The organism is Pectobacterium atrosepticum, assembly GCF_000740965.1.
In the GTDB taxonomy this organism is placed as follows: Bacteria; Pseudomonadota; Gammaproteobacteria; order Enterobacterales; family Enterobacteriaceae; genus Pectobacterium; species Pectobacterium atrosepticum.
In genome coordinates this window covers 3305073-3317516 of sequence record NZ_CP009125.1, presented here as the reverse complement: position 1 = coordinate 3317516, position 12444 = coordinate 3305073, and the positions used below count along the sequence as shown (strand labels likewise).

The 12444-nt window shown below is 50.5% G+C and carries 11 protein-coding genes; 9 read left to right on the top strand and 2 right to left on the bottom strand.

What is annotated here, in order from left to right; all coding sequences use genetic code 11:
- The first annotated feature begins 52 nt into the window (after positions 1-52).
- From GZ59_RS14655 to GZ59_RS14645, 3 genes are all read left to right on the top strand, one after another.
- Complete coding sequence (locus GZ59_RS14655; protein ID WP_005969861.1) at positions 53-547, top strand: YfbU family protein; 495 nt, start codon at positions 53-55, stop codon at positions 545-547.
- A gap of 20 nt (positions 548-567) precedes the next feature.
- The gene (locus GZ59_RS14650) at positions 568-1224 is read left to right on the top strand and encodes a sugar phosphatase (RefSeq protein ID WP_039292790.1); all 657 of its coding nucleotides are present in this window, start codon (positions 568-570) and stop codon (positions 1222-1224) included.
- A gap of 178 nt (positions 1225-1402) precedes the next feature.
- Positions 1403-3235 carry an SLC13 family permease gene (locus tag GZ59_RS14645; protein WP_039292786.1) on the top strand — a complete coding sequence of 611 codons (1833 nt, stop codon included), beginning with the start codon at positions 1403-1405 and terminating at the stop codon, positions 3233-3235.
- 29 nt (positions 3236-3264) lie between these two features.
- On the opposite strand, the gene yfbR is transcribed toward GZ59_RS14645, so the two are convergent.
- A complete protein-coding gene (gene yfbR / locus GZ59_RS14640; protein ID WP_039292783.1) occupies positions 3265-3864 on the bottom strand; it encodes a 5'-deoxynucleotidase in 600 nt (199 codons plus the stop codon).
- 142 nt (positions 3865-4006) lie between these two features.
- Positions 4007-5221: a pyridoxal phosphate-dependent aminotransferase gene (locus GZ59_RS14635; RefSeq protein ID WP_011094558.1), complete on the bottom strand. Its 1215-nt coding sequence runs from the start codon at positions 5219-5221 to the stop codon at positions 4007-4009.
- A gap of 502 nt (positions 5222-5723) precedes the next feature.
- Here GZ59_RS14635 and lrhA point away from each other — a divergent pair.
- The 6 genes from lrhA (at position 5724) to nuoF (ending at position 12275) form a co-directional block, all read left to right on the top strand.
- Positions 5724-6674: a transcriptional regulator LrhA gene (gene lrhA, locus GZ59_RS14630; protein ID WP_011094557.1), complete on the top strand. Its 951-nt coding sequence runs from the start codon at positions 5724-5726 to the stop codon at positions 6672-6674.
- 676 nt (positions 6675-7350) lie between these two features.
- Complete coding sequence (locus GZ59_RS14625; protein ID WP_011094555.1) at positions 7351-7791, top strand: NADH-quinone oxidoreductase subunit A; 441 nt, start codon at positions 7351-7353, stop codon at positions 7789-7791.
- Between the two features lie 17 nt (positions 7792-7808).
- The gene (locus GZ59_RS14620) at positions 7809-8483 is read left to right on the top strand and encodes a NuoB/complex I 20 kDa subunit family protein (RefSeq protein WP_005969846.1); all 675 of its coding nucleotides are present in this window, start codon (positions 7809-7811) and stop codon (positions 8481-8483) included.
- Positions 8484-8581: 98 nt separating this feature from the next.
- Positions 8582-10381, top strand: coding sequence for an NADH-quinone oxidoreductase subunit C/D (gene nuoC / locus GZ59_RS14615; protein WP_011094554.1), 1800 nt, complete (start codon positions 8582-8584; stop codon positions 10379-10381).
- Between the two features lie 2 nt (positions 10382-10383).
- Positions 10384-10929 carry an NADH-quinone oxidoreductase subunit NuoE gene (gene nuoE / locus GZ59_RS14610; protein WP_039292778.1) on the top strand — a complete coding sequence of 182 codons (546 nt, stop codon included), beginning with the start codon at positions 10384-10386 and terminating at the stop codon, positions 10927-10929.
- Positions 10926-12275 (top strand): NADH-quinone oxidoreductase subunit NuoF, encoded by a 1350-nt coding sequence (gene nuoF / locus GZ59_RS14605; protein ID WP_011094552.1) that lies wholly within the window; start codon positions 10926-10928, stop codon positions 12273-12275. Before nuoE ends, nuoF begins: the two co-directional genes overlap by 4 nt.
- Positions 12276-12444: the final 169 nt, after the last annotated feature.

The following is a 12444-nucleotide window of genomic DNA, read 5'->3' as shown; positions in this document are numbered from 1 at the left end:
CATACCTATTTAGTGACATTGGCTTACACCAAAGAGGGTTCAGGAGAGCAACATGGAAATGACGAATGCCCAGAGATTGATCCTTTCAAACCAATACAAAATGATGACGATGCTCGATCCAGATAATGCTGAGCGCTATCGTCGGCTACAAACGATCATCGAGCGTGGTTACGGCTTGCAGATGCGTGAACTGGACCGTGAGTTTGGTGAGCTGACTGAAGAGGTTTGCCGCACCATTATTAACGTCATGGAAATGCATCATGCTTTGCAGGTGTCGTGGACCAATCTGAAAGATAAGCAGGATTTGGATGAACGACGCCTGACCTTCCTGGGCTTTGATGCCGCAACGGAAGCGCGTTACCTCGGTTTTGTGCGCTTTATGGTGCATGTAGAAGGTCGCTATCCTCACTTTGATGCGGGCACGCATGGTTTTAACGCCCAGACGAAAATGTGGGAAAAGTACAACAGAATGCTGGCTGTCTGGCAGTCCTGCCCGCGCCAGTATCACTTGAGTGCGGTTGAGATCGCACAGATCATCAACGCCTGATAATGAAAAAGGGGCTTTCTGTGGAGTGTAAAGGTTTTCTGTTCGACCTCGATGGTACGCTAGTTGATTCACTGCCTGCTGTAGAACGCGCGTGGATTAACTGGGCAAAAGATCACGATATTGAACCACAGGAAGTGCTCGACTTTATTCATGGTAAGCAGGCAATTACGTCCTTGCGTCACTTTCTTCAGGGGCAGAGCGAAGAAACGATTCAACAGGAGTTTGATGCGCTGGAGAAAACAGAGGCTTCTGATACGCAAGGTATTGTTGCCATGCCTGGAGCGAAGGCGCTGTTGGAACGTTTAGATGCGCTGGATATCCCCTGGGCAATTGTGACATCTGGCACGGTGCCGATTGCCAGCGCACGTCATCAACGCGGAGAACTACCTGCACCTCGCGCCTTTATTACGGCGGAGCAGGTTGCCAAAGGTAAACCTAACCCTGATGCCTATTTACTTGGCGCACAGCAACTAGGGCTTAAACCGGAAGAGTGTGTGGTCGTTGAAGATGCGCCAGCGGGCGTGCTATCGGGTCTGGCGGCTGGCTGCAAAGTCATCGCGGTGAAAGCGCCAGCGGATACGCCGAAACTGGATCAGGTCGATCTGATTCTTGATTCGCTGGAGCAGATAGAAATAGAACAATTACCGAACGGTGCTAAGGTGCTTCTGTGCCAGTAGGCTGTCTGTAACATAATGACAAAACTGTGACTAAATATGATCAAACCTCGCATCCGCGAGGTTTTTTTATGGCAGACTATACCCGTCATACTTCAAGCTGAATGGGCGTTGGCTTCCCTTTTGTAGCGTGCTGAAACCGACACCTCCCAACATGTACCTTTCTGTCAGGGGAACCGTTTTGAATAGCGAACTTCTCTGGGTTTTATCCCTGTTGCTGATCGCCATTGTGTTGTTTACCACTAATAAATTACGCATGGATGTCGTAGCGCTGTTGGTCATTATCGCGTTTGTATTGAGCGGTACGCTAGCGCTATCTGAAGCGCTGGTAGGGTTCAGCGATCCTAATGTGATATTGATTGCTGCCCTGTTTGTGATTGGTGAAGGATTGGTTCGTACCGGTGTCGCTTATCAGGTCGGTGAGTGGCTGGTTCGCGTTGCGGGCAGCAGTGAAATAAAGATGCTGATCTTACTGATGGTCACCGTTGCGCTGCTGGGTGCTTTCATGAGTTCCACCGGCGTTGTCGCGATTTTTATTCCCGTGGTACTGAGTGTTTCTGCACGGATGAAAATTTCTCCCGGAAGGCTGATGATGCCGCTGAGCTTTGCTGGGTTGATTAGCGGCATGATGACGCTGGTGGCGACGCCGCCGAATATGGTGGTGAGCAGCGAACTGATGCGCGAGGGCGTTGCGGGCTTCGGGTTCTTCAGCGTGACGCCGATAGGGATGGTCGTGCTGCTGCTGGGCGTGGCGTATATGATGGTGGCGCGCTACTGGCTTGGCGACGCTGAGACGGCAACCGCAAAAGAGATGTGGAAGAGAAGAACGTTTCGCGATCTGATTCGTGATTACCGACTGACGGGCCGGGCGCGTCGGTTGGCAATTCGACCAGGGTCACCTTTTATCGGCCACCGTCTGGATGATCTACGTCTGCGCCAGCGTTTTGGGGCGAATGTAGTCGGGATTGAGCGCTGGCGTAAATTTCGCCGCGTAATGATCAGCGTGGCAGGCAATACCGAACTTCGCCTGAATGATGTCTTACTGATTGATATGTCGGCATCTGAGGTGGATTTACGCGAATTTTTCACTTCGCAGCGGCTTGAACCGATGGTGCTGCGCGGTGAGTATTTCTCTGAGCAGGCGCGTGATGTGGGGATGGCGGAAGTCTCTCTCATACCCGATTCCGAACTCTTAGGGAAAACGCTTTACGATGTTGGATTTCGTAGCCGTTATGGCCTTAGCGTCGTGGGGATTCGCCGGGCAGGTGAATCGATGGAAGGTATCCTCGCCGATGAACCGCTCCAACTCGGCGATATTCTGCTGGTGATGGGCGACTGGCGCATGATTCGGCAGTTGCATGCGCAGAAAAATGACTTCCTGTTGCTTAATCTTCCTGCCGAAGTTGATGACGTTGCCCCCGCGGTAAGTCAGGCTCCACACGCGCTGTTTTGCCTGGCGTTGATGGTAGCGATGATGCTGACGGACGAAATACCGAATGCAGTTGCCGCGCTGATCGCTTGTTTACTGATGGGCAAATTCCGCTGTATCGACATGGAAAGCGCCTATCGAGCGATTCACTGGCCGAGCATTATTCTTATCGTCGGGATGATGCCGTTTGCGCTGGCGTTACAGCAAACTGGCGGTGTTGCGCTGATTGTTAAAGGGCTAATGGATGTTGCCGGGAATGCCGGGCCGCATGTGATGCTGGTGTGCTTATTCGTGCTGTGTGCCGTGATTGGCCTGTTTATTTCCAACACGGCGACGGCGGTGTTGATGGCGCCCATTGCGATTGCCGCGGCGAAGCAAATGGGCGTGTCACCTTACCCTTTTGCGATGATCATCGCCGTTGCGGCATCTGCCGCCTTTATGACGCCCGTATCGTCACCGGTGAATACATTGGTGATGGGGCCGGGCGGCTATAAATTCGGGGACTTTGTGCGTATGGGAGTCCCCTTTACCGTACTGGTGATGCTTGTCAGCGTAGTGATGGTGCCGTGGCTGTATCCGTTCTGATGTTTCCAGACCGTTATAGCGGATGTTCGTTATAACGGAGAGTCTTGACTGATTTCGTCGAGCGACAGACTGAAGCTGGGAACGAACACCGTCATGAAGTAGTCCATTTCCGAGCTATGGCGCAGCTGTAGTGTCTTTTCCAACCGCGCTTTGGCAAGCGTGAATTCCGCGTTTCCTGCGGATAATTCTTCCAGGCACTTCAGGTAGGCGCAAAGTGCGTCTGCCTGCTTAACGATGGCGCGTTCTTCTTCGCTGGTGTAGCTGTCATCCAGCAGCATCCGATAATCCTGCTGCAACTCTTCAGGCAGCATCTCGATCAGTTTCTGCTGCGCAATCTTCTCTATCTTCTTGTACTCGTGCGCGATCTGCGCGTTGTAGTACTTGATTGGTGTCGGCATATCACCAGTCAGCACCTCACTGGCGTCATGATACATCGCCAATAGCGCGATGCGTTCTGCGTTCAGATTACCCTCAAATTTACGATTTTTGATTACCGCCAGCGCGTGAGCGACAAAGGCGACCTGAAGACTGTGCTCGGAGACGTTTTCCGTGCGCACGTTGCGCATCAATGGCCAACGGCTGATAAGTTTTAGACGGGATAAGTGGGCGAAAAAGTGGCTCTGATTCATGGCGATCTCTCAGACAACAGCACGGTGAAATATCGATATCGTGGGCGTCTATTGTGAGCATTTGCCGAAGATTATGCAAACGAAGGTCAGGTTTTCGCCGGGCGACGACGGCCCGGCGATGAGTGGTTCGATTACTGCTGGGTTACTGGTGATAGTGCCCCAGGAAGCGTCCTAATTTGTGGATTGCCATGTCCAACTCATCAATACGCGGCAGCGTGACGATACGTACATGATCCGGGTAAGGCCAGTTAAATGCGGTTCCCTGAACCAGTAACACTTTTTCCTGTAACAGGAGATCCAGCACCAGTTTTTGGTCGTCATGGATATTAAATCGTTTGGCATCAATGCGCGGGAACATATAGAGCGCGCCGCGTGGTTTTACGCACGATACACCGGGGATCTGGTTGATCAATTCCCATGAGCGATTGCGCTGTTCATACAGACGCCCACCGGGTTGAATAAATTCGCTGATGCTTTGGTAGCCACCCAAGGCGGTCTGAATCGCATGCTGCATTGGCACGTTGGCACACAAACGCATGGACGCCAGCATTTCCAGCCCTTCAATGTACCCTTTTGCGTGTTTTTTCGGGCCGTTCAGTACCATCCAGCCTTGACGGAACCCCGCCACACGATATGTCTTGGACAGCCCGTTGAACGTGACTGTCAGCAGATCCGGCGCTAACGCAGCAATAGAGTGGTGCTGCGCATCGTCATACAGAATTTTGTCGTAAATTTCGTCGGCGAAAATGATCAGGCTGTGTTCACGCGCGATAGCCACGATATCCAGCAGCAACTCTTTGCTGTAGACCGCACCCGTCGGATTATTCGGGTTGATGATGACAATACCGCGAGTATTAGACGTGATTTTTTTGCGGATATCATCCAGATCGGGGAACCAATCGGAGGACTCATCGCAGAGATAGTGAACGGCATTGCCGTTAGACAGGGAAACCGCCGCAGTCCAGAGTGGATAATCCGGTGCGGGAACCAGCATTTCATCACCCGGATTGAGTAGCGCCTGCATGGACTGCACGATGAGTTCAGAAACACCGTTACCAATATAGACGTCTTCAACCGTCATATCGCGCATATCGCGCGCCTGATAGTGCTGAACGATAGCCTTACGGGCGGAATAGAGCCCCTTGGAATCACAGTAGCCCTGTGCAGTAGGCAGGTTACGGATGACATCGACCAGAATTTCGTCCGGTGCCTCGAAGCCGAAAGGGGCAGGGTTGCCAATATTCAGTTTAAGGACTTTATTACCTTCTTCTTCAAGCCGCTTGGCTTCCTTTAAGACTGGGCCACGGATGTCATAGCATACGTTCTCCAGTTTCTTGGATTTTTCAATCGGAGACATAAATAGTACGAACCTTCTGCAGAGAGCGCATATTCCCATACGGAATAGCATAACCTGCTTAATGTACTCCTCCTATAATACCTTTTGAAGAATGATTATCGCTTTCGCTGCAAATGATTGCGCATCTGCACTATATGGTTGTGTACTCGTTGGATGGTGCGATATGGTAGGGGTGCGGACGACGGTTCATACCGCACTTTTTTAGCGCCAGAATAAGGTGACAGGGAAAGCTCGTTTATTTACGTATGGGGCATATTTATTTCGTAGTATGAAATAAAGAGAAAGTGTCGTTGTTATTGAATTAAGGATTAAGGCTGGTGAGCCATTTAATTACATGATGTCTTACCAATGGAAAGGCGATAGGGGTAACGAAATATAAGTATTTTTTTGCCCTTATCGTGCGTCTGCGATAGTGTCTTTAAATGTATCGGTCATTACCTTTACATGTAATAAAACACCAGGAATATTTTGTTAAAATTAAAATAGATAAGTGAAAAATCGTATGACCAGTGCAAATCGACCAGTACTTAATCTCGATCTTGATTTACTGAGGACGTTTGTTGCCGTTGCAGATTTAAATACGTTTGCAGCCGCGGCGGCCGCAGTCAATCGAACTCAATCGGCTGTCAGTCAGCAGATGCAGCGGCTGGAGCAACTCATCGGAAAGGAGCTTTTTGCTCGGCACGGGCGTAATAAATTACTGACCGAACATGGTATCCAGTTTCTGGGTTATGCCAGAAAAATACTACAATTCAATGATGAAGCTTGTATTTCATTAATGTACAGCGATATTCAGGGTACGCTGACCATTGGGGCGTCTGACGATACTGCAGACACTATCCTTCCTTATATTTTACATCGGGTGACATCCGTATTTCCTAAGCTCTCCGTCAACGTTAGTGTAAAACGCAGCGCTGAAATGATGGAAATGCTGAGTCAGGGGAAAATAGATCTGGTTATTACTACAATGAACGGTGTGGTGTTTCCTCATGTGTTATTGCGTAGCTCTCCGACGTTATGGTATTGCGCCGCGGATTATCAATTCCGAGCACAAGAGCCCGTGCCTCTGGTTGTACTGGATGAGCCGAGCCCTTTCCGTACGCTGGCTACGCAGCAACTGACGGCCGCAGGGATCCCCTGGAGAATCGCGTATGTAGCTTCAACGCTATCTGCTGTGCGAGCTGCGGTGAAGGCTGGCATGGGTGTCACCGTGCGTTCAGTAGAAATGATGAGCCCAGAACTGCGAGTGTTAGGCGAGGAGGAAGGGTTGCCGAGATTGCCTGAAACACGTTATTTCCTCTGCCAGAATCCTAACCAGGAGAGTGAACTGGCGACGGCAATTTTTAATGTGATTGAATCAGGGAAGCCTTCTCACATTACGCCTGTCGGCATGTTCGCAAATAGCGCGAATGGAAAGCTGTCTTCCGATCCGTCGCTGAAGGACGTGATCTAATCGTAATGGGTAGTTAACTATCATTCGGGGAGGGTAGGGATGCACCCCGAATGATGATGGTTTATGGCTAACGTGTTAAACCAGCGTCGACAGAGTCTTAGTGACCCAATTTCCTCAATCTGATCCCACTTTGTGTTTTTCATTTCACATCAATAGACTATGCGTAGCGGGATTATTGGTTTCCTGTAATTTATAAAACGCTGGTTCTATTTTTTTAAAATTATGTTATGAAAAATAGCATCTCCCCTTGTCCACCATCATCTCGATTTTTTTACTAACTAAATTGGTAAAAATGTGTGCTGGATCAAAAAATACCCCTAATAACCCCATGGGGGAACAGGCATTTTCTGTGAAACTGGTATAGTGACGCAGCAAACTTGCTTTCTGTGTCGCTGTACTCTGGTTAACCGACGAAAGTACTGACTCGATTTAGCTACGGGTGATAACACAAAATGTTAACAAAACAGCGTGCATGTAAAGGAATGTACTGTTATTTTTAGTAAGGTTGAAAAAAGGTTACAAATTTAGGGGCTCAACCATACCAAGCAAGGCTTACCTGATACGTTTCCATGCTTTTTTGTGGTTATTAATCCTTCCTTTTAATCGATGTGGCCCATTAACTGCCGATAATAGAGCAGAGATGTTACCCGCCACTTTTGATGAGTAAGCAAAGAGAATGTCAACAACTACTGAAATCCTCGCCCATCATTGGGCGTTTGCGCTATTCCTAATCATCGCCATAGGCCTTTGCGTCTTCATGCTGACCGGTGGATTCTTGCTGGGCGGGAGAGCAAAAGGCAGAGCCAAGAACGTACCTTATGAATCCGGGATCGACTCAGTGGGTTCAGCGCGGCTACGTCTGTCTGCTAAATTTTATCTTGTCGCTATGTTCTTCGTTATCTTCGACGTTGAGGCCCTCTATCTCTACGCTTGGGCTGTGTCTATCAAAGAAAGCGGCTGGATTGGCTTCATCGAAGCAACCATTTTCATTTTGGTGCTGTTGGCTGGTTTGATTTATCTGGTACGCGTTGGGGCACTTGACTGGACCCCGGTACGTTCCAAGAGACAAGTCGTTAAATCAGACATCATCAACACTACCAACACTCATCCGCAGTAACAGCGAGGCATTTTAAGATGGACTATACGCTCACCCGCATAGAGCCGGACGGTGAGAATGACCGTTATCCCCTGCAACGTCAGGAGATCGTTTCCGACCCTCTGGAGCAACATGTTCACCGCAGTGTCTATATGGGCAAACTGGAACATGCATTACACGATACGGTGAACTGGGGTCGTCAGAATTCCCTGTGGCCGTACAACTTCGGTCTTTCCTGTTGCTACGTAGAAATGGTGACATCATTTACCGCTGTCCATGACGTTGCGCGTTTTGGTGCTGAGGTTTTGCGTGCGTCGCCACGTCAAGCTGACTTTATGGTGGTTGCTGGTACCTGCTTTACCAAAATGGCTCCCGTTATTCAGCGTCTGTACGAGCAAATGCTTGAACCTAAATGGGTTATTTCCATGGGCGCGTGCGCCAATTCCGGCGGTATGTACGATATCTATTCCGTCGTTCAGGGTGTAGATAAATTCCTGCCTGTTGATGTGTATATTCCGGGCTGTCCTCCGCGCCCAGAAGCTTACATGCAAGCGCTGCTGCTGCTGAAAGAATCTATCGGTAAAGAACGCCGTCCTCTGTCATGGGTGGTTGGTGAACAGGGCGTTTACCGCGCCAACATGCAATCTGAGCGTGAGCGCAAACGCGGCGAGCGAATCGCGGTGACCAACCTGCGTTCGCCTGATGAGATTTGACCTGTAGATGATAAATCCGGTGGCCGTGTAATACCCCGATAATAGTGTGCGGTCATTATCAGATACAGAAATAGCACATTTAATGTGGTGACATATTTATGACAGATTTAACGACACACGATCTCGCTCAGCCAGGCTGGCAAACCCGCGATCACCTTAATGATCCGGTCGTTGGCGAACTGTGTAACCGTTTTGGACCAGATGCATTTACTGTACAGGCAACCCGCACAGGTATTCCTGTTGTGTGGGTTAAACGTGAGCAATTACTCGATGTTGTCACATTCCTGAAAAAACAGCCGAAGCCTTATGTCATGCTGTTTGACCTGCACGGTATGGATGAGCGTCTGCGTACCCATCGTGAAGGTTTACCTGCTGCCGACTACTCCGTTTTTTATCATTTAATTTCTATCGAGCGTAACCGCGACATCATGCTAAAAGTCGCGTTGGCCGAGAATGATATGCATTTGCCGACCGTGACCAAACTGTTTCCGAATGCCAACTGGTATGAGCGGGAAACGTGGGAGATGTTCGGCATGGCCTTCGATGGTCATCCAAATCTGACGCGCATTATGATGCCGAAGACGTGGGAAGGGCACCCGTTGCGTAAAGATTATCCGGCGCGTGCGACTGAATTCGATCCTTTCGAGCTGACTAAGCAGAAAGAAGATCTGGAAATGGAATCGCTGACGTTCAAACCGGAAGAGTGGGGAATGAAGCGTGGCACTGAAAATGAGGACTTCATGTTCCTCAACCTCGGTCCGAACCACCCGTCTTCACACGGTGCCTTCCGTATTATCCTACAGTTGGATGGCGAAGAGATCGTCGACTGCGTGCCTGATGTGGGTTACCACCATCGCGGCGCGGAGAAAATGGGCGAGCGTCAGTCCTGGCACAGCTACATCCCTTATACCGACCGTATTGAATACCTTGGCGGCTGCGTTAACGAAATGCCGTACGTGCTGGCAGTAGAAAAACTGGCAGGTATTGAGGTGCCAGATCGCGTTAAAACGATTCGCGTGATGCTGTCTGAGCTGTTCCGTATTAATAGTCACCTGCTGTATATCAGTACTTATATTCAGGACGTCGGGGCAATGACTCCGGTGTTCTTTGCGTTTACTGACCGCCAGAAAATTTACGATTTGGTTGAAGCGATTACCGGTTTCCGTATGCACCCAGCCTGGTTCCGTATCGGTGGTGTGGCGCACGATTTGCCACGCGGCTGGGAGCGACTGCTGCGTGAATTCCTCGACTGGATGCCAGCTCGTCTGGACACGTATGTCAAATCCGCGTTGCAGAATACCATTCTGAAAGGCCGTACTCAGGGCGTTGCCGCCTACAATGCGAAAGAAGCATTGGAATGGGGCGTAACGGGTGCAGGTCTGCGTGCCACAGGCATCGGTTTCGACGTGCGTAAATGGCGTCCGTATTCCGGCTATGAAAACTTTGACTTTGAAGTGCCAGTAGGCGACGGCATCAGCGATTGCTATAGCCGCGTTATGCTGAAAGTTGAAGAGCTGCGTCAGAGCCTGCGGATTCTGGATCAGTGCCTCAAGAACATGCCGGAAGGGCCGTTCAAAGCGGATCACCCGCTGACGACGCCGCCGCCAAAAGAGCGCACGTTGCAGCATATTGATACGCTGATCAACCACTTCCTTCAGGTTTCCTGGGGACCGGTTATGCCTGCCAATGAATCATTCCAGATGGTTGAGGCAACAAAAGGCATTAACAGCTATTACCTGACCAGTGACGGCGGCACGATGAGCTACCGTACTCGTATTCGCACGCCGAGCTATGCGCATCTGCAACAGATTCCTTCTGTAATTCGCGGGTGTCTGGTATCCGACCTGATCGTTTACCTCGGCAGTATTGATTTCGTAATGTCAGATGTGGACCGCTAATTATGCATGATCACAACAATCACGATCATATCGACGCTCAGGGACAACCTGCTGCTGATTCGCTGACAAAAGACAATGCTTTTGTATTGAGTGACGCTGAACGTGACGCTATTGAGCACGAAAAACATCACTACGAAGATGCACGCGCCGCATCAATCGAAGCACTGAAAATTGTGCAAAAAGCACGCGGCTGGGTACCTGATGGTGCTATCAACGCGATTGCCGATCTGCTGGGGATCCCTGCGAGTGACGTGGAAGGCGTGGCAACGTTCTACAGCCAGATTTATCGCCAGCCGGTCGGGCGTCATATTATTCGCTATTGCGACAGCGTCGTGTGCCACATCAATGGCTATCAGGGCGTGCAGGCTGCGCTTGAGCGTAAGCTCAGCATCAAACCGGGACAGACAACGTTCGATGGACGTTTCACGCTGCTGCCGACCTGCTGCCTGGGTAACTGTGACAAGGGGCCGTCAATGATGATTGATGACGATACCCACAGCCATGTGACGCCAGAAGGTATTGAATCGTTATTGGAGCAGTATCAATGAGTAAAGACATTGTTCTGACGGCTGAGCAGCATCCTCTGACCTGGCGTTTACGCGCAGACAAACAGCCGGTATGGCTGGATGAGTATCGCAGTAAAAATGGTTATGTTGCCGCGCAAAAAGCGTTAACGGGTATGGCGCAGGATGAAGTGGTCTCACTGGTTAAAGACGCTGGTCTGAAAGGGCGTGGCGGCGCGGGCTTTTCAACAGGCTTGAAGTGGAGCTTGATGCCGAAAGACGAAAGCATGAACATCCGCTATCTGCTATGTAACGCAGATGAGATGGAGCCAGGTACTTATAAAGACCGCCTGTTGATGGAGCAAGAGCCTCATCTGCTGGTTGAAGGCATGCTAATCAGCGCCTTTGCGCTGAAAGCCTACCGCGGCTACATCTTCCTGCGTGGTGAATACATCGAAGCTGCTGTTCACTTGCGTCGCGCAATTGAAGAAGCAAAAGCCGCTGGCTTGCTAGGTAAGAATATTCTGGGCAGCGGATTTGATTTCGAGCTGTTCGTGCATACGGGCGCAGGGCGTTACATCTGCGGCGAAGAAACTGCACTGATTAACTCGCTGGAAGGCCGTCGTGCTAACCCTCGCTCCAAGCCGCCGTTCCCTGCGTCTGCGGGTGCTTGGGGCAAACCGACTTGCGTCAATAACGTCGAAACGCTGTGTAACGTGCCCGCGATTATCGAGCACGGTGCGGCGTGGTATCAGGGATTGTCTGCGGGTAAAAGTAAAGATGCCGGCACGAAACTGATGGGCTTTTCTGGCCGCGTCAAGAATCCGGGCCTCTGGGAACTGCCTTTTGGCACCACGGCGCGTGAGATTCTGGAAGATTACGCGGGCGGCATGCGCGATGGTCTGAAACTTAAAGCTTGGCAGCCGGGCGGTGCAGGTACAGATTTCCTAACGGAAAGCCATCTCGATCTGCCGATGGACTTTGAGCACATTGCAAAAGCAGGTAGCCGTATGGGTACCGCGCTGGCGATGGCTGTCGATCACGAAATCAATATGGTCTCGTTGACGCGCAATTTGGAAGAGTTCTTCTCCCGTGAATCCTGTGGCTGGTGTACACCGTGCCGTGATGGTCTGCCGTGGAGTGTGAAGATTCTGCGTGCGCTGGAAAATGGTGAAGGTCAGCCTGGCGATATCGAAACGCTGGAGCAGCTTTGCCGTTTCCTCGGACCGGGTAACACCTTCTGTGCGCATGCGCCGGGTGCGGTCGAGCCGCTGCAAAGTGCCATCAAGTATTTCCGGGAAGAATTCGAAGCGGGTATCTCTAAACAGTATTTAGGCAACCTTAAAGCGATTGGCGGTATTCAGCCTAACCTGTTGAAAGAGCGCTGGTAAACCAGCGCCTAACACGTGCGAGATGCAGTGAATGTATCCGCAGGGTGGCGCAAATAAGCCACCCTCATAAACCCAATAGATTTCAAGGCGCAGGTAGCCAACGCATTTGCGGTTTGAAAGATAAGGGTATACAGAATTTTTGATTAGCGCCTGTGGTAACACGGGCCAT

Coding starts and splice junctions, on each gene's coding strand:
- nuoC (WP_011094554.1), top strand. CDS start 8,582: ATGACAGATTTAACGACACACGATCTCGCTCAGCCAGGCTGGCAAACC.
- GZ59_RS14620 (WP_005969846.1), top strand. CDS start 7,809: ATGGACTATACGCTCACCCGCATAGAGCCGGACGGTGAGAATGACCGT.
- nuoE (WP_039292778.1), top strand. CDS start 10,384: ATGCATGATCACAACAATCACGATCATATCGACGCTCAGGGACAACCT.
- lrhA (WP_011094557.1), top strand. CDS start 5,724: ATGACCAGTGCAAATCGACCAGTACTTAATCTCGATCTTGATTTACTG.
- GZ59_RS14635 (WP_011094558.1), bottom strand. CDS start 5,221: ATGTCTCCGATTGAAAAATCCAAGAAACTGGAGAACGTATGCTATGAC.
- nuoF (WP_011094552.1), top strand. CDS start 10,926: ATGAGTAAAGACATTGTTCTGACGGCTGAGCAGCATCCTCTGACCTGG.
- yfbR (WP_039292783.1), bottom strand. CDS start 3,864: ATGAATCAGAGCCACTTTTTCGCCCACTTATCCCGTCTAAAACTTATC.
- GZ59_RS14625 (WP_011094555.1), top strand. CDS start 7,351: ATGTCAACAACTACTGAAATCCTCGCCCATCATTGGGCGTTTGCGCTA.
- GZ59_RS14655 (WP_005969861.1), top strand. CDS start 53: ATGGAAATGACGAATGCCCAGAGATTGATCCTTTCAAACCAATACAAA.